Consider the following 25,848-nt stretch of genomic DNA (forward strand, 5'->3'; position numbering starts at 1 on the left):
ATTTGCAGATTCATAAGCAAGGCTTCAGCCAACCTTAGCTTTAGCATTTGCCATGCTTTGATCCAACTGCAAGACTTGGAAATGGAGGGCTCTTTATCATGAAACAAAGCCATTTGATCGGCCTTGCAACCCCGTTGTTATTGTCAGCGGGCACCTTAGCAACTGCTGAGCGTTTTTATCAATATGCATTTCGCCGAATTAATTATATTCCGGACGCACGCAGCTCCATGCAAAAATACGCTCCGTTATATTACAGTCACGTCCATTGGGTTGAAAGTCAGCGCCATATCGAAGCCTGGCACATGACCGCCCCGGACAACCAGCGCCTCGAAGCGCTCTGGTTACCACATCCCGGCAGTAAAAAGGCCGTCATTATCGGCCATGGGTACAAGGGCACCGGTATCACCATGAGTAATTTTGCCCACATGTTTTATGATTTAGGCTTCAACGTCTTGTTGCCGGATGATCGCGGCCATGGCGAGTCAGATGGCGAATACATCAGTTTTGGCTGGTTGGATCGCCTTGACTACCTGGGCTGGCTGCAGCGCATTCTCGACCGTCTGGGCAATGACGCGAAGTTACTGCTGTTTGGCACCAGCATGGGCGGCGCAACGGTATCGTTAGTCGCCAGTGAACCAAGTCTGCCTAAGCAAGTCAAAGCCGTGATTGAAGATTGCGGCTACACGGATGTCGAAACAGAGTTAGCGTACTTGCTCAAAAAGCAGTTCCACTTACCACCGATGCCATTGGTTCCGTTGGCAAGCTTTATCAATTACCGACGACTAGGCTATCCCCTACGCGTTGTAAATGTTCGCCAGGCGTTGACGCACAATCGGCTGCCATTATTCGTCATTCATGGCGCTAATGATGTTTACGTACCAACTGAAATGGGCCGCCAGAATTACGCTGCCTCAGCTGGCCCCAAGGCGTTGTGGATCGTTCCCGGCGCCGCCCATGCGGAAAGCTACTGGGTCAATCCGGCGGCGTATCAGGCGCACGTCAAGCGGTTCCTGGATATTTTCTTTTAAACCGGTTACTAATCGGATCAGCAAAAAACGCTTGGATGTCACAACGCATCCAAGCGTTTTTTCATGGTGATTGATCAAATATCGTCTAGCTCAACATGTTCCGCGGCCCGGCACTCAATCAAATTCGTCTTCATCGACTTCGTCATGCTGCTTGCTGAGGTCGTCAAATGTCCGTAGCATTGCCAGATTTGTTTCAATGCTTTCCGGCCATTCCCAGTGCTGGACATTGAAGACGTGCTTGAGGTGCGGCCCGGCACTGGCAGGCCATAGCTTGGTCGTGTAGGTGACTTTATTGGCGTCGAAGACTTGCAACAAGGCCTGACTTTGTAAGTAAAAGCTATCATTTTGGCCGCCAATGAGCATGAATGGCGGCAAATCCAAACCTTTAACCACCTGCGAGAAATTCAAATGTTCCGCTAATGCCTGATCACCGCCGCTGAGCTTATCCAGATAAAACGATGCCATCTCACTCATGTCACCGGCCGCTTCCGGCAGTTTACTTGGCTCAGCCACGGGGCAGACCAAAGCCACCATGGTGAAGTTAAAATTAACCCGGCTAACACCGAAGAGTTCTTGCAGCTCCTCGCTTTGCTGAATGCAGGCAACTAAGGACGCTAGATGGCCGCCTGCCGAGTCACCGGTCAAGAGGACATGGTCAAGGTCAAACCCGCGCTGAGGGCCATAATGCGACAACCAGCGCAGACTCGAAAAGATGTCTTGAACCTGGCCGCGAACATCAACATCCGGCAATAGGCGATAACCCATTCCCATCACGGCATAACCCTGACTCGCCAAGTAGCGACAATAGTTTTGGTTCAGATTCCGATCGCCATAAAACCAGCCGCCGCCATGCACATCAATCACAGTTGGCAATGTCGCATTCCGCCGTTTCGCCGGATAATACAGATTCAGCGTCTGCTGGGGATCAGCCGAATTCTCATACCGATATTCCGTCTCCCAGTGAACATTTTCGGGAACGCGCTCATCAGCATACCGCGCCTTGTCCCGCGCACCGGTTTGTGCCCAGACTGCTTGAATCTTCGCCAACATTGCATCTTCATCAGCCATACAAGATTGCCTCCTATTTCTTTTCGTCACCATCGCATTAAAAAGGTTATTCCCATATTAACGCAAAAAGGCTGTCAGTGACGCACCTGACAACCTAATCGTTTATTTTCATTGTAATTTTTAACGGTCCTTCGACTTAACACTGGCTTCGACTTCATCAATCAAAGCAGCATCTTTCAAGCCGGTGACCGCTTTAATCACGTCAACCAGCGGCTGATCTTTTAGCATTGCCTGAAGTTTAACCGCTTCAGCATCGTTTGGTTCAACGTAATGGAACATCATGCCGACAGTATCCATCAAAATGCTGTAATCCAAGCCGCGTTCTTTTAATTCACGAATCGGCCGGATGAAGCGTTCGTTGTAACCCAACTTGCGAATCGGCGTGCGGGCAACCCGGGAAATATCATCGGAAATGTAGGGATTCTGGAACCGTTGCAGCACCCGATTTTGATAAGTTTCGAGTTCCTTTTCGTTAAAGTTCTTGAACTCAGCGAGCAACAATGACCGGGTTTCGGCCAGTGCGCCTTTTGCCTGATTGAAGACTTTTGGATCCTTGATCGCTTCGCCAATGGTGGTGTAGCCCAGATACTTGCCGGTGTAAGCTGTCGTGGCGTGACCGGTGTTGACCGAGAAGAGTTTCCGTTCGATGTAAGGTTCCAGATCTGGAACATAATCAACGGTCTTCAGCTTCAGATCCTTGTTCTTCATCTGGCTTTCGTCAACAACCCATTCTTTGAAGTCTTCAACGCTAACCGCCAGCGGATCGTCATGCTTTTGCTGTGGCACAATACGGTCAACAGCCGCATTCGGGAAGCCAATATACGTATCGGTAAAGGTTTTGCCGGCGTCATCGAGATGTTCATATACGCTCTTTTTAAGGGCCTGAGAACCGCCGATCATGTTTTCACATGCAATCACATCTAGTGGTTGGTGATTGTTGGCTGCGGCACGCGCCTGCAGTCCTTGCGCAATCAGTGGCGCAATGATTGGCAGAATCTTCGGGCCAATGGCAGTGGTCACCAAATCTGCCTGAGCAATTGCCTTCACAACTGCCTCAGGATCCTTGGCATTGTTCAAGCCATCAACATTGTCCACGTGAATCTTTTTCTCGCCTGGGGCCGCCAGCGTGATCGTATATTCACCACGCTGATTTAACGCGTTGATAATCGTCTCGTTAACATCGACAAAATTGATCTTGAAGCCATTCGCGGCAAGTGTTTCCCCGATGAACCCGCGACCAATATTACCTGCACCAAAATGTACTGCTTCCATCATAATTTATTCAACTTCCTTCAGTAAATTGACGATTTCTTCCGGCGTTTGCGCGTCGGCTAATTTCTGGACATTCTCCACATCACTGCAATACAGCGCAATCTGCGACAAGAGCTTGAGATGTTCACCGTTCAATCCGGCAATGCCGAACACCACGGTAACCAAATTCTCATCAGCCGGATCTTCTGACCAATCAACACCCCACGGATATTGAACAACCGAGATCCCGGTTTTTTTAATATATTTCATACCTGCTTCCGTACCATGGGGAATCGCAATAAAGTTGCCCATATATACCGAAACGTCACGATTACGATCAATCATTGAATCAATATAAGCCGGTTCAACATTGCCATTGTCGACCAGGAGTTGGCCGGCCTGACGAATGGCTTCGCCCCTGGTCTTTGCTTCCTGACCAAGCTTGATCGTGTTTACGTCGAGTCCTTTCATCATGTCACCTTCGATCAATTTTTTGGATTTCGTGCATAAAGACTTCAGTCATTACTTGATATAACTGGCTATAGTTGCCTTTTTCAAAAAGCCGTAAGTCAGCTGGTGAGGCGACTAGCTTGGCGCTAACCGCACTCAAAAGCGTTAATGTTTCCTGTGAAACAGGATTCGGAGTTAGCAGTAACAAAACGCGCTGCAACTGGATTGTCCCCATGTCCATCGCCGGTAGTGGCAACGAGCTGGTGAGATCAAAGACGCCGATATACGGAGTGGTGACTCCTTGGCTGCTGGTGTGAATCATCGCCAGTCCAGTATCCGGAATACCGACAGGGGCCAACTCCAGCCGCTTTAACAAAGCTTCTTTAACCACCGGTGCTTCGGCAACAATGGTCGGTAACCGGCTGAGTATCGCGTCAATCGTAGCCGCAATCGTTGTGACTGGCGCCGTCATGTCAGTTACGGCAAAGTGTTGCAATAAACCATCTGCCGCCATCACCATCGTTTTCAGACTTTCAAATGCCGTGACTGTCTGATCAAGCGATGGTTGGTTCGCCGGTCGCACCTGTTTAGGCGTGGCCTTTTGAACCAATCGGCGAATTTCGGCCATTTCTTCGCGCCCCAAGATCGGCGTGATCACCAGATATTGGTGTTTGAAACCCGGTAACGGCATGGTTGCCAAAACCAAATCGTAATGTTCGAGTTGCTGCTTGGGTAAGTCACTGACCTGAATGATTTTGATCTTGCGAATTTCGGGCACCTGGACCCGCAGTTTTCCAGCGATCAAACTGCCGGTTCCGGGACCATCACTTGTGATCAGCAACACCGCAACCGGTGCATCGGTTCGCGTATGATCCAAGACCGAGGCGAAGTACAAAACCAGATAGCCTAACGCATTGCCGGTAAAGGCGCCGCGCCCGAAAACGTCATCGGCCGCTTGTTGGACAGCCTGATAAAGTTCCGGATAGTCATCACGCAAATGGGCAAGCACCGGATTCGTCATCGTGAATCCTGGCAACCAATTGCCGCCGGTTGTCCGCTGAACATGGGCAAGTAGCGAGGAATAAAGTTGCGTATTTCCGGAAAATTTCCCGGGAAATTTTCGCGCCACTTCGCGAATTAATTCTTGGACTTCCAGGTTGATGGTCAAATCGAATGGATCAACCTGTTCACCAGCCAAGCCGCCACGAATGTTACTAAGTTCAACTGCTAAAAACTGGTAGTCGCCGACGCGAACTTTTTCCCGGATGGTGGGATCCATTTCGGCTAGAAACTGGAGTGCCAGTTGTTGATCCTGAAACAGCCGTTCCTGGTCAAAATGGGGTTGGGCCTTCGCATGATGTTCTTCGCGCAACCGATGCGTGTTAACGGCAACGGTGAGTAACACTGCTTTGCGTTGATTGTCACTCAGGTCGGCTAGCGCTTTGATTCGGGATAATGCCGTATTGGCAGCTAGCAGTTCTTCTTGCGGTAACCGTTTGATGAAGTAATCCGTCACCGGATCAAAGGTTTGCCGCGGATCATTTAAGAAACGAAAGAACACATACGGATTAATCTCGGCATTCAAGACGCCGACAAGCACCCGCCGAATATCGCCTTCCTGCCCTTCAATCCAAATGCCGGCAGCTTTTTGGCGATTCAACTTGAGATGATATTCATTGAGTGCCGGTTCCAGAATATCAAGGTCTTGTTTAATGGTGGTCACGCTGACATCCACATCGGTTGCTAAGGCCGTCATGGTTTTGGGTGCGCCCGCATTCAGCATCATTAAGATCAAGGCACTCTGACGCTGACTGGGATCGAACGTCAGGTTTTGTTGTTGCTGGGCCAACGTCTCCGACAATTTTGCCAGATCCGTTGTCGCGCCTGTTAACCGGTAGGAACTGCCATCACCTTTGTCGAGCCGTAAGTTCAAGGCGGTAATATCATGCTCCAGTTGCGAAAGTTCACGGTAAATGGTCCGGCGGCTGACACCCAGCTGTCGTTGCAGCTCATCACGGCTCACACCGGCGGGCTGACTCATCATCAGTTTGATCATTTCCTGTTCACGATTCGTTAGTAACATGTTTTTCGCCCCAGACGGCCGCAACTCGACCTCGCTTATTTCATTTTATCAATAAGTTTATCATAGTTCGTTGCGTTCAATAGACCGTCGACGGTATAGACTTGGACGTTGGCAAACTGTAATTTAACGCGGCGTGCCGTTTCCTTTGAAGCGATAATCAACACGTTGTCTTTGTCCTCAATCTCGCCGATCGCAACATTGCGTACCTTGACATCCTTGTTGAGTTTCCGCAACTCGGAGCGGAAGGTTGCTTGGGCCATCGTTGCGGAGCCGATGTTTTGATCATGATGCAGGAAGTCAACTTCCGTAATCTTGTCAAAATCAATCTCGTTCAATTCGTCTTCCGGTGTTTCCTGTTGCGCTTTCGGCGCTTCTGCGGTAGCCGTTTCATCCGTACCGCCAACCGCTTCTGCTTTCAGACTGGCAATGATTTCATCGTACTTCGGACTATTCAGGAAGTTTTCAACCGCAACGTGAGCAGCACCCGGCGTCTGTTTCTTGGCACGATCCGCCAGTTCGTCTTGGGTCACAACCAACAGTCCCGGCTTATCTTGCAAATTACTGATTGCTGTGTTGGTAACTGAAAGATCCAACCCAGCCTTCTTGACTTTATCACGCAGAATCGAAGCACCCATTGCGCTTGAACCCATGCCGGCATCGCAAGCAAAGATGATTTGTTTGATGCCCTTAGCCTGATTCATCACGTCTTTGGCAGCCTCGACATTTTGTCCTTTGGCTTCAGCCTTCATGGACTTCATCTTGGCTTCGCTTTCAGCTAATTCATCGCCGGTCGTGCTCTTATCACGACGTAGGATGACTGCTGAGATAAGGAAGGAAACAGTTGTGGCTCCGGCAACGCCGATGAGCAAGCCAAGATAGTTCCAAATATTAACAGGCGACATAGCGAATAAGGATATGATTGAACCAGGTGAAGGTGAACTCTTCAAACCTACATTAAAGATGGAGAACAATGTGGTTCCGGTAACACCACCAGCCATGACTGACAGGAATAACGCTGGCTTCATCAAGACATATGGGAAGTAAATTTCGTGAATACCACCGAAGAAATGAATAATGATCGCCGATGGCGCAGATCCTTTAGCAGTCCCTTTACCAAATAATGCAAAGGCTAGCAAAACCCCAAGCCCTGGGCCCGGATCTGGTTCGAGCAAGAACAAGATTGACTTACCATGGGCAGCGGCCGCTTGAATGCCAAGTGGCGTTAAAATGCCTTGGTTAATCGCATTATTTAGGAACAAGATCTTCGCTGGCTCAATGAAAATATTCGCTAACCAAATCAATCCGTGGCTGATGATCCAGTCAACACCGGCAGCCATAACATTAGTTAAACCAGAAATAATGGGGCCAATTAGAAGAAAACCAACAATAGCTAGCAACATGCCGATAATACCAGCACTGAAATTGTTAACCAGCATTTCAAAGCCTTGTCTGATTTTGTCTTGAACTCTATCGTCCCATTTTTTAATGCACCAACCTGCCAGTGGGCCCATCACCATCGCACCAATGAACATTGGCACATTGGTTCCGACAATAACCCCCATTGTTGCGATCATGCCAACAACGCCCCCACGATGCCCATGCACCATGGAACCGCCAGAATAAGCAATTAATAGTGGTAGCAAATAGGTGACCATTGGGCTGATCATTTTTGCAAGCTGTGGATTAGCCCACCAACCACCTTTAACAAAGATGGTTGTAATGAGGCCCCAAGCAATAAAGGCACCGATGTTTGGCAACACCATGCCGGAAAGCTTGGTCCCGAATGATTGCATACCGGCCTTCAGATTGAATTTCTTCTTCTCCGTTACCGGCGTGTTTGCTGATTTAGCTTCCAAAGCAAACACACTCCTTTCCCTTGTTTACGGAGATTATTGTAACCGCTTTATGTAATCGCTGACAAAAGCTACTTTGGCACAGTTGGCTGTGCCAAATATTCACCCCAAGCCTTTTCCAACATTTATCTGGCAAAACAGCGAAAAATAGACGATAACAGTATTAGCTAACTGTTTCACGGGTTATCTTAAAAGGCGCAGATTGCTCGGAGACAGCAACATTTAATGACGATGTCAGCTTCAAAAACCCGCTTTTCTTCCTTGATACAAATTTTGACGAATGCACAGAAGCTTTCTTAGAAAATTCAAATTTAGGTATAGACCATTGTTGACACGGTTACTTTTTGATGCTATATTGGACTAGACCAGATAAGGGGGATATCAATTATGGATGTTAAAGTTTTTGATAACGACACAGAAGCAGGTAAATACGCATTTGAACTGATTAAGCAAGGGATGGACAACGGCGCCAAGGTGCTTGGTTTGGCTACCGGCAGCACCCCTGTCACCATGTATCAGGCAATGGTGAACAGTGATGTTGATTTCAGCAACATGACATCGATCAACTTGGATGAATATGTTGGCATGTCACCGGATAACGATCAAAGTTATCGCTACTTCATGCAGAGCCACCTTTTTGACAAGAAGCCGTTTAAGGAAACCTTCGTGCCAAACGGCCTTGCCAAGGATCCTGAAGAAGAAACCAAGCGTTACAACAAAGTCATTGCCGATCACCCAATCGACATTCAGGTTTTGGGGATTGGCCGCAACGGTCACATTGGCTTCAACGAACCTGGTTCACCGTTTGACGCAGAAACACGGAAGGTTCCGTTAACCCAAAACACCATTGACGCCAATGCTCGCTTCTTTGAAAATAAGGACGATGTACCGCGTTACGCTTATTCCATGGGTATCGGTTCCATCATGAAGAGCAAGAAGATCTTGCTTCTGGCCTTTGGTGAAAACAAAGCCGACGCCGTTCAAAAGATGATCGAAGGCCCGGTTACCAACGACGTGCCTGCATCTATTTTGCAGAAGCATCCGGATGTTGTTGTCATCTTGGACAAGGCGGCTGCAAGTAAGTTGAGCAAGAAATAGAACGTTGTTAAAACGAACTACTAAAAGCGGGCTAATTGGCCTGCTTTTTTTTAATGTGAGCGTGAGTCAGCGCGCTTAGAAGCAAGCAAACGCGTTATGGCATAAGCCCGTTCACACTCTGCAAGCGCTTCTATTTTTACTATGGATTCATGGTAAAATGAAGCCATCACAAACTCGGATATCGGAGGAAATTATGTATAAAGCCGTTGTATTTTTCGATTTAGATCAAACCCTGCTCAACGATGAAAAGCAAGTGCCTCCTGAAAACGTAAAGGCGCTTAAAGCATTGGAGGCCAATGATGTGCTGCCGGTCATTGCTACTGGCCGCAGCTACTATGAACTAGCCGATATTATGACCGCTACTGGCATTCGGAGCGCGATTACGGCAAACGGCGGGGATGTCTTCCTTAATGGCGAGCATATTTTTCAAAGCGTCATCGGTGAACCTCAGCTGGTGCGGTTTCTCAATGCAACCGCGACTCAGGATATTCAGGTGGCCATGTACTCCAGCGAGGCCTCTGCTTTAACCGGCTATGATCAACTCACCACTGATAATTACGCACAAGTGCACCAAACCCCGCCGCCGATCAATCCTAAGTATTATCAGGAAGCAGTCTTGTCGCTGTTGCTCATCTTTTTGCCTTGGAATCAGACTGGCGATCAGTTAGGTAAGCAGTTCATTCAGGACTTCCCCGAATTGACCTTCTATCGCAATTCCCACTTCTCCTTTGATGTCGTCAATCATGGCATCTCAAAAGGCAGTGGCATGTCGTTTCTGTTGAACCAGCCAGCTTTGCGTGGGGTGCCTACCTATGCGTTTGGCGATGGCTACAACGACATTCCGCTCCTGCAAGCCGCCGATACCGGCATCGCCATGGGAAACGCCTATCCCAAAGTCGCCGCAATTGCCGATTACCAAACCGATGACTACCGCAAAAATGGCATTCCCAACGCGCTTGCTCACTTCAACCTGATTTAATTGATTCGCATACCAAACTCGGGACTCAAAAAGCATTGCGATTATTAAAAATTTGATAGCGACATTGTTACCCCTTTACAAACACGCGTTCTCATCATTTTCTCCAAAATTCATGGCCGAAAATTATTTAATTTTTGCGGCCAAAACGTTGTCACATCAACGTTTTCAGCGACCCTTATAACGTGTTCGCCACGCAAAGTCAAGACCGCAGTTGTGCGAATTTTCTGCTATACTCAAGGCATGTTGCACGTTATTTGGGCGTGATCGTGTCACTGATCAGTAACGTTGCGGCATCGCAAAATCTGCTGATGGAGGGGTCTCGTTATGTTAGAACAATCGACAATGCATCCTGTAGTTTGGATCAACAAACATACTTATATCAGTATCGTTAAAAATGCGGACTATAATTTAGAAGTCTGGGAGATTACCGCCGAAAATCGGCAGCATCGGATGGCGCGGATGAACTACAAATATCATCGTGATAATTTCGCCGGGTTCATCTATCGACTCTTTCCGCAGATTGATCTCATCCAAATTCACAATATTCAAAAGAAGATCAATCCGTATTTCGATTTAGAAGTCTAGAGGTGTTCACATGGATAGTCTGGTCGTTCAATTACTAATCATGGTCGTTGTCGCCTTCATCATCACGTTGGCGGTGATCGTAACCGAATGGCGCACCAAAACATTCAAGACATGGCAAATCAGTGTCCAATCCGTTGTCGCCATCCTGCTATTAGCTATTGGTATTAGCTTGTTGACGGTTCGCTAGTCCTCCATTTGATGTGGCTGCCATCTGGAAGAAGCTTTTGACGTTCTGCTAACCTTTTGCACCCGTCATAACGCCCGCTGACCGTCAAATGTTTCGTTTTCTAGATAGCGAACCGCAATATGATCAAAAGGTCGATAACCACAAGTTGGCTCAGCCAGTGAACATTTAAAAATCAGTCCCAACGAATTTTTGTTGGGGCTGATTTTTTATGGCGAGCAAGCACACTTTAAAAAACAAGCGATATTTGCGGTAAAGTTTAAATTTATATGCTAGAATTAAGCAAAATTCTCAGAGAGGCCGGCGCAGAATAAGCGCCCTTCGTCATGTTTATTGGCTCAAAACTAAAAGCACTGCGGGAATTAAACGGCTATACCCGCAAAGATCTTAGCGTCCAAATCGGGGTAACCGAACAAGCCGTCTGGCAATACGAAACCGAAAATGTTATGCCCAAAATCGAGATCCTTAATGCCCTTCAACAGATTTTTAACGTTGACATGGCCTTTTTAGTGAACGGTAATGCACCGAAACATGTTGTGCATGAAGCAAAGATCGCGTTCCGGACGACAGATCGTTCAAGTCGGAAAAAGACAAAGCTAGAAGCCCGCTATTTAGATTTTGCAGACGGCTTAACTAGCTACTTTGAAAAGTTCGTCAGCGTCAGGCCCGCCGGATTCGATAAACTTCAACAAATGGTACAAACAAAGCTGTCTGGAACGAACAACCTGACAAAGATTCGTGAAGTTGCTAAAATAGCCCGACAGTTTCTAGCCTTCAGGATAATCATGACTTAATGGCAAAACTTGAACAAGTCGGTATCTATATAGTTGAGAAAGACCTCGGTGTCCATATCGACGCCTATTCAACCATAACCGATAACGGACATGCATGGATTGTACTAGGCTCCATTAAGAAGTCAGCCGTTCGCCGCAATTTTGATCTCGCCCACGAATTAGGTCATTTGCCTCTTCATGGTGCCATTGACTTTGACGAACTAACAGCGGCTGAATATAAGCAAATCGAACATGAAGCTCACACTTTTGCAGCAGAATTCCTTTTACCCATTGAGGATTTCACTGCGGACTTCAAAAAACTTTATCGACGTTCAAATCCTGATTATTATCTTGATTTAAAACGTAAATATCTGGTCTCGATTGTCGCCATGGCGATGCACGCATACGCACTAGGACTTATGAGTTATCAAGAACAACGCTATTTCTTTGGTCAACGTTCAAAAAAGGGTTACAAAATCATGGAACCATTAGATGATCAACTGGTGCCAGTCCGTCCAGGGAAAATTCGTGCTCTTATAACGCTCCTATTTAATCAGCAAGTGCTGACGCTTCGAGATCTTTCGCGTCATCTTCATGTCAGACCGACGTTCATTGCCCAGCTCTTCGCATTGGAACCCGACTTCTTCACAAAGTATCAACCGCAGCACAGCTACGCTAATATGCAGAACGTCATTTCATTTCCTCGTCGTTTTACGAAAAACTAAATTGATTAAAACGATATTGGCGCCTGATGGAGATCCCCATCCATTCCCTTTCACTGACACAAGTATTAACTAAGGAGTCGCACTATGCCTAAGCACCTACGCCAATTTTTATTGACTTACAACGCTGACCTCCGTATGCGTCCTTTAACTTACTGCTTTCTAAATACATGCTTATTCGCTCTTTACTTTATTGCGTTCATGAGCATACTCATCTCTTACGAAGCACTTTGGTCAATCTCTATCGTCATATTCATCTGTTTATTGAATTTCCTCATAAACATCATTTCAGTCGTCTCTCAGGCAAATAACGCTGCTTTATCCAGTCTCTTTAAAACCAGACGGCGCTGGCTGATTCAATTTATCGGCACTGCTTTAGTGTCTGTTGCGTTGTTCTCTTTGGGGCTTCTGACTAAACTCTGATTCATTTCGCTGTTTATACCGTTAACAGTATAGTTTCAAAGACATTTTGCCTTGCTTTTTATAATTTCTTGAAGGATATCTTTATTTGGTACAACTTTGGTCTCGATCTTTTGAGACCATTTTTTTGTTTCAGTTTCAACCAGCCTAGCCGTTTCACGTGAAACTTTTTAACAAAATTCAAAGGCCCGAAAAATAAGCCGCTTGTTATCTCAAGTTAACAATTCACCTAATTCCCTAGCCTGCTTCATTTGATGCATGACAATATCTGCACCGAGTCACCCTTCCAACCTTAAACTGTCATTTATTTTACAAAGTTCGTTTCTTAATCGGAAAACCAACAAAATTCGGCGAAATCTATGATTCGTAAATTGCAAGAACAAGTTAGCCAGTCGTTGAGGACAATCCCAGAACAGGCCGTTATCAAATAGAAGTTGTGGCGCTAGAGAGACTACTGGGCCATGCGGCGAACGCGCCGAGCTTCGGCCTCAAAGTTTTGCTGGGGTGTGCAGTAGCCCTGTTGTTTGCGAGGCAACTGATTCAAGCGGTCTTGCGTGGCCTGCACTTGACTAGGGCTAATGTCATCTAGGGACATGCCCTTAGGGAAGTCCTGGCGGATCATCCGGTTATGTGCCTCGTTGGTGCCACGGTCGCAGGACGTGTAAGGATGGGCGTAGAAGATCTCAGTTTCCGTCCCAGCAAAAGCAGTATTTAAGGCGGTGAACTCGGGTCCGTTGTCGGCTGTGATGGTCTTGATGCAAGCTCCCCATTCGCGCTTGATTCCACGCAATGCATAGCTCACAGAGTCTGCATCTCGTCCTTCGATCAAGCGGAGAAGTTGGCAACGGGTCTTGCGCTCAATCAGAGTCAAGATGACGCTCTCCTTGCCATTGCGTTTACCGACAATGGTATCCATCTCCCAGTGACCGAACTGCCTGCGTCGTTCAACGACCTTAGGCCGTTCCTCGATACTGCGGCCAGCCAGGCGCTTAGCCTTGGTGTGGTGCTGGTGAGAGGTCTTCCGCTTAGTCTTCTCCAACAGGTCGATATTTCGAATCTCTAGGCGTTGGTCGTCAATGTACTGGTACAAAGTCGAGGCACAAACAAGCTCTTCAGGAGTAAACAGCTTGTGTCGCTTGGCATAGCCGATTGAAGCATCCGGCGACCATTTGTCCTGCTTAGCTCGCTGTACGTACCAGGCTAAGAAGACCTGTACGCTGGCGAACTTGTCAGGACGATGACAGCTCAAGCGTGCAGTCTCGTAACGTACCTGAGCAGCCTCTGGCAGGTATTGTCGATGGTAGACGCGCTTGCCATTACTCTTCTTGACCTGATCTACTGTACCTCGCTTGATTTCATTATTAATGGTCTGCGGGCAGACGCCAATTTCAGCAGCAATCCAACGATTGGACTTCCCAGCTTGGCGGAATCCGGCCACTTTTCCGCGCTCGAGTGATGTTAAGTGCTGACCTTTTTGGCGGTGTGTGCTATCCTGTTTCTGCATCAAGACAATATCCTCTTCCATTGTTTGTGTAGGAACTTCAATGATACAGGATATCTGTTCTTGATGTTTTTTATTGTCCAAAAAATTTTGAGACAGTGGCTAACTTGATTCTAAAATGCGCGACCTGAATATTTTTGAAAATGTCCTGATTTCGTTAAGCTATGGCGGACACCGGCGATCAGAGGTCCGTGGCAAAATCTCCGAGTTGCTTGAATCAGTCGGCCTCACCGGTATGGAAAACAAATTGCCGCGTAACTTATCCGGTGGCCAGCAACAGCGGGTGGCGATTGCCCGCGCCTTGGCAAATTCGCCGCAATTTCTGATTGCTGACGAACCCACGGGCGCTTTGGACAGCCACACATCCGCAGACATTATGCAACTTTTCAAAGAATTACACCGAAAAGGCGGCACGATTATCATGGTTACGCATGATGAACACGTCGCCGAGCAAAGCGATCGGATGATTAAAATCCTGGACGGCCAGATCATCAGTGATATGGAGGTGGCCCATGCGACTAAGTGAACTCATCAGAATCTCCTTCCGCGCACTGGCGGCTAACAAACGCCGCAGCTTCTTAACGATGATCGGAATTGTTATTGGGATTGCGTCCGTTGTTACGATTCTTTCGCTAGGTAACGGGATTAAGGCCGCGACCGTGAAGAACCTGCAAGCCGACACCCAGGGCCAGCAAACTGCCGAGATCACCTTCAATCCCACCAGCAGCAGCGAAACCGATGCCGGCTTTAAAGAAAGTGACATCACGCTGGCGAAGCAAACGGCGCCGGATAAAATCAAAAAGGTCGTCATTAAACATGACAAAGAACGGCTGCAAGTCAACGGTCAGCTGGCAAATGCCGATACGATGATGTCCGTGACTTTGGTCAATAAGGCAAAATCTAACATTCAGATGAATGCCGGTCATGGGTTTAGCCAAGAATCGTTACAGACAGACGGCGAGGATGCGTTAATTTCCAAAAAGCTCGCCAAAAAGGTTTTCCATGGCAATACCGCAGCATTAAACTCCTCCTTGGAACTTGGAACCAAAAACTACAACATTATCGGCGTTTTCAGCCCGCCCAAAACCCCGTATTCCGCGCTGGACGTTGATGTCTTAGTGCCGGAAAAAGCCTATCGTGCGGGCCAGCTTTCTCAGGAAGGCCGAAAACTGGCGATCACGTATAAAACCGGCAGCGATGTTAGTAAGTTGACCAACAATGTTGTTCGCCAGCTGAAAAAATCCGGCAGCGAACGACGCAGCGGCGAGTATTCGTACTTTGATTACGGCGAATTGCTGAAAGGCATTGGCAATGTCATCAGTGCCTTAACGCTATTTGTAAGTGCCATTGCCGGCATCTCCCTTCTGATTGCAGGTGTTGGCGTCATGAACATGATGTATATTTCCGCTTCGGAACGGTCGCAGGAAATCGGCATCCGAATGGCAGTCGGCGCCACTCCCGCCGAAATCATGAAACAATTTCTTTTAGAATCGGTCATGCTGACACTGACAGGCGGCGTGGTCGGATTGATTGTGGGTGCATTAACCGCCTGGATAGTCGCGATGTTCCTACCATTCAAGCCGGTCGTCACGTTGGGCTCCGTCATCGGCACCTTTGCCATTTCAAGCATTGTCGGCATTGTGTTTGGCTTATTGCCGGCAAAGAGTGCGGCTAATAAGAACTTGATTGATATTTTGAAGTCATAATGTTTCGTTCAACCTATAAGGCTGAGCCATAATTCCGTAAGATCATTAAGAACCTGTCTAGTATCTGCTGAATCTGGTAGAATTGTGGAAAACCGACTGAGGCGTTTGTCATGCCAGATTATCCAAGCAATATTTCTCGAGCGCAATTTGCGTTAATACAACCTGATTTAGAAAACTTCCGCAAGCATACAAGACCGCGTCGTTATGATCTTTATGACGTATTCAATGCCATCCTTTACTCGCTTACTACAGGGTGTCAATGGCGTGAATTACCGCACGATTTCCCGGAATGGCACACTGTCTACCGCTATTACGATATGTGGCGAGATAAACCAGACCCGACAGCTGATTCGCTATTAGAAAGGCTTTTAAAAAAACTGTTGCTTCCTATCGCTTTGCACAGGGCCGATCGGCCCGAACGTCGTTTGTGATTGTTGATGCTCAAAGTGTTAAAACCACTGATTTAACGAAAAATAGTGGCTACGATGGCGGCAAAAAGATTTCAGGGATTAAGCGTCATATGGCGGTTGATATTAATGGTTTACCACAAGCCATTCTCGTGACACGAGCTAATGTATCAGATCGTTCAGGTGCATTGGCTATGTTTAGTTTGGCTAGCCAAAATTTAGAGCTGGTTCAGCATGTCATGGTTGATGGTGGCTACACTGGCAATGACTTTGCGGATCAGGTGAAGCTCATTTTGAATGCTAAGACGACGGTAGCTAAACGCAACGAGTTGCATATGTTCACGGTGTTACCGCAACGATGGATCGTTGAACGTTCATGGAGTTGGCTAGACAAATGTCGGCGACTTTGGAAAAACTGTGAACGTGCCCTTAACAGCAGTCTTCAAATGGTTGTATTGGCCTTCCTGAAGATAGTTCTTAAAAGATACTAGACAGGTTCTAACAGTTTAAGGAATTCCGAACGATACAGAAAAGGTTTAGGTAACTGGTTCCAGGCCGCGCCAAACTCCGCAATCTCCGGCCAGCTGGGGCTTGCGACGCGAAGCTAGAGCGGAGGGCACGACTTAGAGCCTCTGCAAAACCGGCAGAGTCTCTAAGCTCGGCCTTGATGTAGGCGGGGCAAAAAGCGCCCCACCAACATCAATTTCACAGCTGAGCCCCATCTGGCCTACGATTGCTCCGCCTTGGCACTCATATCTTAAATAGTCTCACCGAATTACCCCATAGAAACAAAGGATGAACATACTCTCGCATCGATACGACAAGAGTAAGTTCATCTTTTTTAGCGTGGCTATGAATTATGGCTCATTCTCTTTTGCTACCTCAAAAAAGCCGCAGCATCCGGTCACTGTGACCAAATACTGCGACTTCGTTTTTAAAACAACCCTAGCTTCCCGATGCGCTGGGCTGCTTCTTCTAAACGCTGCGGACTGGTGAGTAAGCCAATTCGCACGTAACCTTCTCCATGGTCGCCAAAGCCGTTACCGGCAGCTACGGCCACGTCTGCCCGCTCCAAAAGTAGTTCGGTGAAGGACTCGCTGGTGTAACCGGCCGGCACGGGCATCCAGGCGTAAAACGTGCCGGGAGACTTTTTCCCATGCCACCCAATGGCCTCTGTCGCCGAAAACCACGCATCGCGGCGTTGTTGATATAAGTCAATCAGTTTGGGCACCGATGTCTGATCACCAAGCAGTGCTTCGATACCTGCTTCCTGAATCGCAGAAAAACCGAGACAAATAGATGATCCTGAATCAGATTAATGGCCTCGATCATATCAGCATTGCCTGCTGCAAAGGCCAAGCGCCAGCCGGCCATGTTATAAGTTTTCGAGAGTGTGTAAAGCTCAATACCCACCTCTTTTGCACCGGGACTTTGCAAGAAACTTACCGGCCGCTGACCATCAAAGCCGAGCGCGCCATAAGCAAAATCACTGACAATGCCGATGTGATGCGCCTTGGCAAAAGCGACGGTTTGATCATAAAACGCCGGAGTTGCCACCGCAGTCGTAGGATTATTCGGATAGTTCAGATAAAGCAGCTTAGCAGCATCGGCCACCGCTGGATCGATGGCTGCATAATCAGGAAGCCAGTCATGGTCCGCGGTCAGCGTCATCAGGGCTAGTTTCACGCGCGCCAACGTGACGCCTGACAGATAGTCCGGGTATCCCGGATCCGGCAGCAAAATTGTCTCACCGGGGTTCATCAAGGCAAGCGGCAGTTCCACCAAGCCGATTTTTGAGCCGCCCAAAACCGCAATTTCCTTTTCCGGATCCAACTGAACGCCATATTCACGTTCGTAAAACTCGGCCGCAGCCTGCTTGAAGCTTGGTAAGCCGCGGAAAAGTGAATACTTATGATTCCCTGGCTTAGCCACCGCCTGTTGCGCTGCCCGCACAATATTGTCGGGTGTCGGCTGATCCGGATTCCCCTGGCCTAAATTGATCACGTCATGACCCGCCGCAATCCGTGCATTGACATGTTTGACGAGGCTGGCAAAAAACTGCTTAGGCAGCGCTTGAAGCACCGCTGATTCTGAAAATGTCACTGGTCTGATTCCCCTTTTTAATGAGTTTGCATGGTTAGTGTGCCTGGCTTGCTTAATACAGTTCCAGCCGCCGATCCGTAAAGACCGGGATTTGTTGACGCGCGGCCGCAATCTGATCTAGATCGATGGTCACAACGCCGACTTGCGGCTGATCGTCCAGTTGCAACAGACGCTTGCCGAACGGATCAATCACCTGGCTTTGCCCGCCAAAATCGTTACCGGGATCTTGCCCAACCCGATTCACCGCCACCACAAAGGCCTGATTTTCGATGGCGCGAGTGGTCAATAACGCCGCGAACTGTGGCAAGCGCGGCGTCGGCCATTCAGCCGGCAGGAAAAACAGCTGCGTGCCATCACTGGCCATGCGGCGGAACCACTCCGGGAACCGCAAGTCATAGCAAATCGCCACACTGGCTGGCACCGCAAGCGTAAAGTGGTCAGCCTTGGATCCGGCAGTAATGAACTTTTCTTCATTCATCAGGCGAAAAAGATGCGCCTTCGCATACGACGCGAGCAAGTGGCCCTGGGCGTCCAGCGTCAAACTGCGATTGAAAAAATGATCATTTTCTGCCGTGGCGACCGAGCCACCCACAATCGTCAGATGATAGTGGCGCGCAAGATCGCTTAAAAAAGTCTGCGTCCGCAAGCCATCCGGATCGGCAAGCGTCTCCAGATGCTCAAGGTCATAACCGGTATTCCACATCTCCGGTAACACCACAACATCCGCTTTTTTTCGGGCTGCTTCGGCCACCGCATCGGCCACTGTTTGATAATTTTGCTCGGGTTGCCCAAAAGCAATGTCGATTTGCGCTAAAGCAAGTGTTAACTGAGTCATCTCAATCCCTCTTTTTTGATCGCGTCCACCTTTGACTCAGAAGGCGGGCACGATGGATCCTTTGAATTCCTTGGCAATATAATCCTTAATGGTTTTGCTCTGATAGTATTTCTTGATTTGCTTGATGACTTTATCATTTTGATGCTTGGTTTGTACAACAAAGTAGTTTGGATAAGGATTGTTCTTGGTTTTCTCATGATAAATCGCGTCTTGATTGATCGTGAGTCCGGAATCAAAAGCAAAATTCGTGTTGATGGCGGCTGCCGTCACGTCTTGTAAGTGCGTTGGCAATTGCGAAGCTTCCAGTTCTTCAATTTTTAGGCCCAGCGGATTCTCGACAACATCTGCTTTCGTCGCCTTTTGGCTAATGCCGGCTTTAAGCTTAATCACGCCAGCGGCTTCAAAAAGCTGCAGCGCCCGCAACTCGTTTGACGGATCGTTCGGCACCGCGATCGAATCACCCTTTTTGAGTGCTTTCAAGTCCTTAATTTTTTTGGAATAAACGCCCATTGGAAACGCCACGGTTTTGAAAACCTGTGTAATCTTGAAATTCTTGGATTTAATCTGTTCTTTCAAAAACGGCAACGTCTGGTAACTATTCGCGCCCAAATCACCATCGTTTAAGGCCACATTTGGACTGTTGTAGTCGGTGAATTGCTTTAATTTGATCGTTAAGCCATCTTTTTTAGCCAGTTTTGCGACCTGCTTCATGATTAATTCGTGCGGTCCGGCAGTAACACCGACCGTGATCGTTTTGTCTGACAGCTGATTCGCCGATGCCTTGCTGCTGGCGCTACTGCTGCCACAGGCGGTTAAAACGACCAAAAGGCTTAACGCGAGAACTGCTGCCCAGCTTAACTTCAACCATTTTTTCATGTAAGAATCCTCCTGTTATGGGTTGTTTGACTGATAAAATGATGATTTGCATGAAGGGAGCTGACTGTCGTAAGGCGCTTCCTGGCGCAAGAGCCAAGACTAACGCGTTCGCCAGCCCAGAAAAAAGGCCCTGCCGAATCAATTTAATGATTCAGCAGGGCCGACAATGTCGGGGTACCACCCTGGTTCGTTACTGTGTAACCTTAACGATGCCTGTTGACATCGAGACCGTCTAACGCAGGCCTAGTGCGTACCCGACTTGTCGCCGGATCCATTCCGCGGTCATTTTCACCAGACGCCTGCATCGATTTCCACCACCCATCGACTCGCTTAAGCTGCGTTTCTGACTACTCTCCGCTTCATGACGTTTCATCATTTTATCAGTTATTTTTAAAGTTGAAAGCAGTTTATCTGCATCTGGGTTAAATGTCAACTGGTTTGTTTCGCAAGTTGTCCACGGGAACACGCCGCCGTTTATGCCAACTTTTTTCTGAAAACTGAATCTTTTTTATTTTTTGGTTGACTTCGCTTATCACAGCGCGTATGTTAACAATTATCACATAAGATGAGATTTACATGAGAGGAGTTTTGTCGATGGAGCTGGAATTTGATTTACGCCCTGGAGCCAATCGGTTTGTCAGTGAGGCCGGCGCGCTCGCTTATTTGGATACTATTTTGAAAGATTTCACCAAACCGGTCGTCATTACCGGCGAAAAGAGTTTTGCGGCGTTTGAAAAAGCCTATCCGGGCACACTGGACTTACCGGTTTGTCACTATGACGGATCGGCCAGTGACGAAAATGGCCATGCTTTGGCCGAAGCCATCGGTCAGGCGGATGCTGTCTTGGGAATCGGAGCCGGCCGCTTGATCGACACGGCTAAGGTCGCCGCCGAAACGTTGGGTGCCGAACTGATTAGCATTCCGACGCTGGCCTCCAACTGTGCGCCGTTCACACCGTTAGCCGCGATCTACCACGCACAGGGACATACGTTTAGTTACGTTGAGTATTTTAAAAAGTCGGCTTATATCACGTTGGTTGACTATAACTTACTACTCAGCACGCCGCATGATTTCTTCGTTGCCGGGATTGGTGATACGCTGGCGAAGTGGTACGAAATGGACGGCATCACCCGCAACAAGGTTGACCAGCTGAATGCTTATGGTCAGCTAAGCCGTGCGTCTGCCAAAACCATTCAGGCAATTCTCTTCAAAAATGCCGAGCAAGCCTTAGCCGATTTGGATGCCGGTCGGGACACACCTGCCTTCGAAGCCGTTGCCGACACAATCATCGGCCTAGCCGGAGAAGTTGGCGGCTTCGGCGGCGTTGATGGCCGAGCAGCGGGCGCCCACGCCGTTCATAACGGCCTGTCCTACCTGCCGGAAACCCACGCGATTCTCCACGGCTCAAAAGTGGCTTACGGCATTTTGGTGCAACTCGCCACAACCGGGGATGACGATGAAATTCGCAGCCTGATGCCTTTTTATGAAAAAATCGGTCTGCCATTAAACCTCGAGGATCTGCACGTCACCGAAAATATTGGTCCGAAGATGCAGCAAGTAGCTGAATTTGCTGCCAAACCCGAGGAAACCTTTATTTTAATCGACAAGGATCTAACGCCGCAGCAGATTGTATCCGCTATGAAAAAAGTGGAACAAGTTACTAGCGAAGCTGCTGCTTAACGAACTGGTTAGGAAAAGAATACGCCGCTACCCAACTTTATCGAGTTGAGTAACGGCGTATTTTGTCGAACTCATGCCGATTTTCCGCCGCGTGATTTTGTCTGTGCTTCAGGCAGTTTGGCGATCAACCGAATCAAAAACGGGCGGATGGCTTTGAAAATAACCTCCGCGACCACAAATCCCACCGCCAGTGCCATCGCAATCAAAATAACATTATAGATCTGCTGCGCGGCACTGGCGGCTTTTCCCATGGTAAAACTGCGGGCACCCAGATAGGCGATCCCACCTGGCACCAGCGACACGAGGCTAGGTATGTAAATCGTATTCACCGGCACCCGATGGCGAATGGCAAAATAATTCCCTAACAACCCGATGATCACCGTTGCGGTAAAATTCGGCAGCACCAGACTGTGATCCTGCAAACTGATCAGCCAGTAAGCACACCAGGAAACACCGCCGGTAATGCCAGCCGGCAACAGCGCGCGCTTGGGAATATTGGTGATGACGCCAAAACCGATGCTCGATAAGATGCTGATAATAAATTCAACGAGTAACCGCACGTTAACGCCCTCCTAGCACTTGGGTCAAGACAATCGCAATCACGACACCGGACCCGATTGCGCCGGCGACAAAAATGGCATCCACGGTACGGACAATGCCGCTGATAATCTGCCGAGATAGAATTTCACGAATCGCGTTGGTAATCGCTACCCCTGGCACTAACGGCATCAGGGCACTGATAATAATATTACCGGCATTATCGCCCCAGCCAATATTCATGAGCAACTCCGCCAAAATCGCCACCACAAACGCCCCGGTCGCCTCTTTGAAATAAGGCGTTGTGGTGCGCCGACCGACAAATTCCGCCCCGAGATAACCAAAGATCCCGACAAAAAATGCCCAGGCCAGATCACCGTTCGTTGCTTTAAACAATAGCATCGGCGCCACCGAGACCCAGCCAGCACCAAGAATGCGCGCCCACCAGGGAAAATTGATGACCTCCCGATCAATCCGCGCCACATCACGTTTCAAAGCGTCAAACGTAATTTTGTGCGCAACGAACTCCCGCGAAAGCTGATTCAGCTCATCGACCTTTTGCAGGTTGAACCCACCTAACGAGGACTTGATCAACCGCGTCCGGCTCTCATTTTCCAGACTGACAAACACCGCGGTGATCGTGGCATAACAGGCAACCCGTGCCCCGGCAGCATGCCCGATATATTCAACCGTCGTCTCGATGCGCGAAGTCTCCGCACCAGCATTAAGCAAAATCTCACCGACCTTGCCGCAAACTTCTAAAATTTCTTCTGTATCCGGTTGGCTCATGCGTCTTGCTCCTTATCGCGTTGCGTTTTGCTAATTGTCGGCTTTTTTACCGCCAGTGGCAAGCAACCCGCCATAAAATAGTCATTTAAAAACAGCATATCGTGTTTAACGCAAATTTTCATCAGTTATCGCGCTTAACCAATGAAAAAAAGCGCCCGCCGCAGCAGACACTTTTTCGGCCGTACGCTTATTGCATACATCAAAATTCACATTAAGGTGTATTAACCCCAAAGAAAATAATAAATAACGATCCATAAACCAATAAAATCATGGCACCGCCAATCAGTGTTGCCAGCAAACTTTTGAGCAACACGGAAAACTTGCTCTTCCATAGAATCGCAATCAGGGTCAATGCCAACATGCCAAAGATAAGCAATAGCAAAAAGATCAGTAGCAGCTGCGGCCAAAGAATATCCATTCGGTATACCTCATGCTAATGTATCAGCCATTGATCGTGGTTGATCATCGCTGACCGCTTTTAGAATATCAATATTTTTGCTTCAACACAAAGTCTATGCTTCAATCGCATGTTGGCGGATACCACTTATGCCAGGACAAAAAACAGAAAAATCAAGACCAGCGCAAGCAAGTAGCAACCCTGCACCACAAGCGCTCCCATCGTCCATCCCCGCATGGCTGCCAAGTCAGGTACTTTTTTCATCGTTGTCCATAAATAGATGGCCGGCAGAATGCCAAACACCGGTACCACAAACGCCAAAAACAACAGAAAAATGAACCACAACGACTGGATCAGGTTTTGCTTCATAAGTTAAAACTCCTTTATTGAGGGAGGGACGGTTTTATCTAAGGTCAGTTTTGAAGCAGCTACGGGTTAATGGTTCTTATCATAATATAAATTTATTTATTTGAACAGTTTCAATCCATCAATTTCTTTACTCAATACCATCACGCGCATTCGCCGATTCCTAGCGACCTCGGTTCACGCTCATATCAAAAAAGCCAGCGAACCTTTATTCAGGCCCTCTGGCTTCACTGCTTATTGCGCTACTTTACTAATACGTCCCTGTTCGATATAAACCGACAAAATGGCCACATCGGCAGGATTAACCCCGCTAATTCGGCTGGCTTGGGCGATGGTTGCTGGTTGGATTTTAACCAGTTTCTGCCGCGCTTCCGTTGCTAAACCATTGATCGCATCGTAATCAATGCGTGTCGGAATCTTTTTCCCTTCAAGCCGCTTCAACTTGGCAACGCTGGCTTCTTCCTTGGCAATGTAGCCGGCATACTTAATTTGAATTTCGACTTGTTCGATCACCCGATGATCCAGTTCCGGATTATCAGGTAAAAATTGCGCCATGGTTTGATAATCAATTTCCGGCCGCTTCAGAAAATCGCTGGCGAGAACGCCATCTTTCAAGGACGCAAGTTGGTGGGCTTCAAGCCACGGGTTGACGTCCTTGGGCTTCAACCGCGTTGTCTCCAGTCGCTTCAATTCCGTCGTGATGGCCTGCCGTTTCGCCAAAAAGTCTGCGTACCGCTTATCACTAATTAAACCAAGCTCGTGACCCATTGGCGTGAGTCGCAAGTCAGCATTGTCGTGGCGCAACAACAGACGATACTCCGCGCGACTGGTCAGCAAGCGATAAGGTTCGTTCGTGCCTTTGGTGACCAGATCGTCAATCATGACGCCAATGTAAGCGTCGGACCGCTTCAAGGTGAACGGTCCTTTACCTTGAGCGCGGCGGGCCGCGTTGATGCCAGCCACGATTCCCTGGCCGGCCGCTTCTTCATAACCACTGGTACCATTCATCTGGCCGGCGGTGTAAAGGTTCTCAACGATTTTGGTCTCCAACGTCGCCTTCAACTGCCACGGCTCAATCACATCATACTCAATCGCATACCCTGGCCGCATAAGCTCGGCCTTTTCCAAGCCCTCCACACTGTGCAGCATTTTCAACTGAATTTCTTCCGGCATGGACGTGGAAAAGTCGCCGACATAATACTCGGAAGTGTCGCGGCCTTCAGGTTCCAAGAACAATTGATGCCGAGGCTTGTCCGCAAAGCGCACGATTTTATCTTCAATAGATGGGCAGTAACGCGGGCCAACGCCTTTAATGACGCCGGAAAACATCGGTGCGCGATCCAGATTTTCGCGGATGATTTGGTGGGTCGTTGCGTTGGTGTACGTCATCCAGCAGCTTAACTGATCTTTGAGATAGACTGAGTCGGGCGTGGTAAAGCTAAAATGATTCGGTGTCGTGTCGCCCGGTTGTTCTTCGGTTTTGCTGAAGTCAATCGTGTTGCCGTTGACCCGTGGCGGCGTGCCGGTTTTAAAGCGGCGTAATTTAAAGCCTAGATGTTCCAGGTTCTCTGACAACTTGATGCTTGGCAGACTGTTGTTAGGGCCGGAACTGTACATCAGCTCACCGATGATAATCTTGCCGCGGGAGCTAGTGCCAGCCGTGAGCACAACGCTTTTGGCCCGATAAATCGCACCGGTTGCGGCCACGATGCCAACTGCTTTGCCGTCTTCGACCAATACCTCAGTTGCCAAACCTTGGCGTAAATCCAGGTTAGGCGTGTCTTCGATGACGTGCTTCATGCTGCGATGATAGGCAGCTTTATCCGCCTGCGCCCGCAATGCCCGCACAGCTGGACCCTTACCGGTGTTGAGCATCCGCATCTGAATATAGGTGCGGTCGATATTCTTGCCCATTTCACCGCCCAGTGCATCGATTTCGCGAACCACGATTCCCTTAGCCGGACCGCCGAGACTCGGATTACATGGCATGAACGCCAACATTTCCAGGCTAATCGTCAGCAACAATGTTTTTTGACCCATGCGCGCCGCAGCTAAGGCAGCTTCACAACCGGCATGGCCTGCGCCGACAACCACCACATCATACTTGCCGGCTTCAAACTTCTTTACTTCTGGCATCTGTTTTCCTCCACGAATCTG

The 25,848-nt window shown here is 48.4% G+C and carries 23 protein-coding genes, 2 pseudogenes and 1 other annotated feature; of the genes and pseudogenes, 11 read left to right on the forward strand and 14 right to left on the reverse strand.

Annotated elements, in window-relative coordinates:
• Window positions 1–98: 98 nt before the first annotated feature.
• Window positions 99–1,028, forward strand: a complete 930-nt coding sequence (locus tag LBCZ_RS13950) for an alpha/beta hydrolase (protein WP_025013268.1) — start codon at window positions 99–101, stop codon at window positions 1,026–1,028.
• Window positions 1,029–1,142: 114 nt separating this feature from the next.
• Here LBCZ_RS13950 and LBCZ_RS13955 read toward each other — a convergent pair whose 3' ends face one another.
• The 5 genes from LBCZ_RS13955 to LBCZ_RS13975 all read right to left on the reverse strand — a co-directional run bounded on the left by LBCZ_RS13955 (window position 1,143) and on the right by LBCZ_RS13975 (window position 7,736).
• Window positions 1,143–2,096, reverse strand: coding sequence for an alpha/beta hydrolase (locus LBCZ_RS13955; RefSeq protein WP_025013267.1), 954 nt, complete (start codon window positions 2,094–2,096; stop codon window positions 1,143–1,145).
• A gap of 120 nt (window positions 2,097–2,216) precedes the next feature.
• Window positions 2,217–3,371 (reverse strand): mannitol-1-phosphate 5-dehydrogenase, encoded by a 1,155-nt coding sequence (locus tag LBCZ_RS13960; RefSeq protein ID WP_025013266.1) that lies wholly within the window; start codon window positions 3,369–3,371, stop codon window positions 2,217–2,219.
• A gap of 3 nt (window positions 3,372–3,374) precedes the next feature.
• Window positions 3,375–3,818 carry a PTS mannitol transporter subunit IIA gene (locus tag LBCZ_RS13965; RefSeq protein ID WP_025013265.1) on the reverse strand — a complete coding sequence of 148 codons (444 nt, stop codon included), beginning with the start codon at window positions 3,816–3,818 and terminating at the stop codon, window positions 3,375–3,377.
• Window positions 3,819–3,822: 4 nt separating this feature from the next.
• Entirely contained in the window at window positions 3,823–5,880 is a 2,058-nt protein-coding gene (locus LBCZ_RS13970; RefSeq protein WP_025013264.1) for a BglG family transcription antiterminator, read from the reverse strand.
• A gap of 35 nt (window positions 5,881–5,915) precedes the next feature.
• Window positions 5,916–7,736 carry a PTS mannitol transporter subunit IIBC gene (locus LBCZ_RS13975; protein ID WP_039640037.1) on the reverse strand — a complete coding sequence of 607 codons (1,821 nt, stop codon included), beginning with the start codon at window positions 7,734–7,736 and terminating at the stop codon, window positions 5,916–5,918.
• Window positions 7,737–8,120: 384 nt separating this feature from the next.
• Here LBCZ_RS13975 and nagB point away from each other — a divergent pair, with 384 nt between their 5' ends.
• From nagB to LBCZ_RS16495, 6 genes are all read left to right on the forward strand, one after another.
• The gene (gene nagB, locus LBCZ_RS13980) at window positions 8,121–8,831 is read left to right on the forward strand and encodes a glucosamine-6-phosphate deaminase (protein ID WP_010490369.1); all 711 of its coding nucleotides are present in this window, start codon (window positions 8,121–8,123) and stop codon (window positions 8,829–8,831) included.
• Between the two features lie 193 nt (window positions 8,832–9,024).
• Complete coding sequence (locus LBCZ_RS13985; RefSeq protein WP_025013263.1) at window positions 9,025–9,810, forward strand: Cof-type HAD-IIB family hydrolase; 786 nt, start codon at window positions 9,025–9,027, stop codon at window positions 9,808–9,810.
• 324 nt (window positions 9,811–10,134) lie between these two features.
• Window positions 10,135–10,395 (forward strand): hypothetical protein, encoded by a 261-nt coding sequence (locus LBCZ_RS13990; protein WP_010490365.1) that lies wholly within the window; start codon window positions 10,135–10,137, stop codon window positions 10,393–10,395.
• A 10-nt stretch (window positions 10,396–10,405) separates the two neighbouring features.
• Window positions 10,406–10,582, forward strand: coding sequence for a hypothetical protein (locus LBCZ_RS16195; protein ID WP_041084862.1), 177 nt, complete (start codon window positions 10,406–10,408; stop codon window positions 10,580–10,582).
• Between the two features lie 323 nt (window positions 10,583–10,905).
• Window positions 10,906–11,373, forward strand: a complete 468-nt coding sequence (locus tag LBCZ_RS16490; RefSeq protein WP_225421690.1) for a helix-turn-helix domain-containing protein — start codon at window positions 10,906–10,908, stop codon at window positions 11,371–11,373.
• Window positions 11,373–12,077, forward strand: coding sequence for an ImmA/IrrE family metallo-endopeptidase (locus LBCZ_RS16495; RefSeq protein ID WP_225421691.1), 705 nt, complete (start codon window positions 11,373–11,375; stop codon window positions 12,075–12,077). The genes LBCZ_RS16490 and LBCZ_RS16495 overlap by 1 nt, the downstream gene beginning before the upstream one ends.
• 868 nt (window positions 12,078–12,945) lie before the next feature.
• Here LBCZ_RS16495 and LBCZ_RS14010 read toward each other — a convergent pair.
• Window positions 12,946–13,998, reverse strand: a complete 1,053-nt coding sequence (locus LBCZ_RS14010; RefSeq protein WP_039639785.1) for an IS30 family transposase — start codon at window positions 13,996–13,998, stop codon at window positions 12,946–12,948.
• 109 nt (window positions 13,999–14,107) lie between these two features.
• Here LBCZ_RS14010 and LBCZ_RS14015 point away from each other — a divergent pair.
• The 3 genes and pseudogenes from LBCZ_RS14015 to LBCZ_RS15300 form a co-directional block, all read left to right on the forward strand.
• Window positions 14,108–14,521, forward strand: a pseudogene (locus LBCZ_RS14015) (ABC transporter ATP-binding protein); the annotation flags it as partial.
• Window positions 14,508–15,701, forward strand: coding sequence for an ABC transporter permease (locus LBCZ_RS14020; RefSeq protein ID WP_025014037.1), 1,194 nt, complete (start codon window positions 14,508–14,510; stop codon window positions 15,699–15,701). The pseudogene LBCZ_RS14015 and the gene LBCZ_RS14020, both read left to right, overlap by 14 nt.
• A 110-nt stretch (window positions 15,702–15,811) precedes the next feature.
• A protein-coding gene (locus LBCZ_RS15300; protein ID WP_094515910.1) for an IS5 family transposase occupies window positions 15,812–16,599 on the forward strand; the annotation gives its coding sequence in 2 pieces (ribosomal slippage) (window positions 15,812–16,079 and window positions 16,079–16,599; 789 coding nt in all).
• 443 nt (window positions 16,600–17,042) lie between these two features.
• Here the strand turns inward: LBCZ_RS15300 and LBCZ_RS14030 are convergent.
• From LBCZ_RS14030 to LBCZ_RS14040, 3 genes and pseudogenes are all read right to left on the reverse strand, one after another.
• A pseudogene (locus LBCZ_RS14030) lies at window positions 17,043–18,211 on the reverse strand (aminotransferase class I/II-fold pyridoxal phosphate-dependent enzyme).
• Between the two features lie 52 nt (window positions 18,212–18,263).
• A complete protein-coding gene (locus LBCZ_RS14035) occupies window positions 18,264–19,046 on the reverse strand; it encodes a carbon-nitrogen family hydrolase (RefSeq protein WP_025013687.1) in 783 nt (260 codons plus the stop codon).
• A 36-nt stretch (window positions 19,047–19,082) separates the two neighbouring features.
• Window positions 19,083–19,922 carry a MetQ/NlpA family ABC transporter substrate-binding protein gene (locus LBCZ_RS14040; RefSeq protein ID WP_010490347.1) on the reverse strand — a complete coding sequence of 280 codons (840 nt, stop codon included), beginning with the start codon at window positions 19,920–19,922 and terminating at the stop codon, window positions 19,083–19,085.
• 153 nt (window positions 19,923–20,075) lie between these two features.
• Window positions 20,076–20,294, reverse strand: a binding site (T-box leader).
• A gap of 222 nt (window positions 20,295–20,516) precedes the next feature.
• Between LBCZ_RS14040 and LBCZ_RS14045 the strand changes: the two genes are divergently transcribed.
• Window positions 20,517–21,602, forward strand: coding sequence for an iron-containing alcohol dehydrogenase family protein (locus LBCZ_RS14045; RefSeq protein ID WP_025013688.1), 1,086 nt, complete (start codon window positions 20,517–20,519; stop codon window positions 21,600–21,602).
• 71 nt (window positions 21,603–21,673) lie between these two features.
• Here the strand turns inward: LBCZ_RS14045 and LBCZ_RS14050 are convergent, their stop codons facing one another.
• The 5 genes from LBCZ_RS14050 to mnmG all read right to left on the reverse strand — a co-directional run bounded on the left by LBCZ_RS14050 (window position 21,674) and on the right by mnmG (window position 25,827).
• On the reverse strand, window positions 21,674–22,162 hold the full coding sequence (locus LBCZ_RS14050; protein WP_010490344.1) for a threonine/serine exporter family protein: 489 nt from the start codon (window positions 22,160–22,162) through the stop codon (window positions 21,674–21,676).
• Between the two features lies 1 nt (window position 22,163).
• Window positions 22,164–22,928, reverse strand: coding sequence for a threonine/serine exporter family protein (locus LBCZ_RS14055; protein WP_025013689.1), 765 nt, complete (start codon window positions 22,926–22,928; stop codon window positions 22,164–22,166).
• Window positions 22,929–23,139: 211 nt separating this feature from the next.
• Window positions 23,140–23,346: a hypothetical protein gene (locus LBCZ_RS14060; RefSeq protein WP_039639783.1), complete on the reverse strand. Its 207-nt coding sequence runs from the start codon at window positions 23,344–23,346 to the stop codon at window positions 23,140–23,142.
• 126 nt (window positions 23,347–23,472) lie between these two features.
• On the reverse strand, window positions 23,473–23,694 hold the full coding sequence (locus LBCZ_RS14065; RefSeq protein ID WP_025013690.1) for a hypothetical protein: 222 nt from the start codon (window positions 23,692–23,694) through the stop codon (window positions 23,473–23,475).
• 231 nt (window positions 23,695–23,925) lie between these two features.
• The gene (gene mnmG, locus LBCZ_RS14070) at window positions 23,926–25,827 is read right to left on the reverse strand and encodes a tRNA uridine-5-carboxymethylaminomethyl(34) synthesis enzyme MnmG (protein ID WP_039639781.1); all 1,902 of its coding nucleotides are present in this window, start codon (window positions 25,825–25,827) and stop codon (window positions 23,926–23,928) included.
• Window positions 25,828–25,848 lie beyond the last annotated feature (21 nt).

It is taken from the genome of Lacticaseibacillus casei DSM 20011 = JCM 1134 = ATCC 393, from assembly GCF_000829055.1.
GTDB classification, from domain to species: Bacteria; Bacillota; Bacilli; order Lactobacillales; family Lactobacillaceae; genus Lacticaseibacillus; species Lacticaseibacillus casei.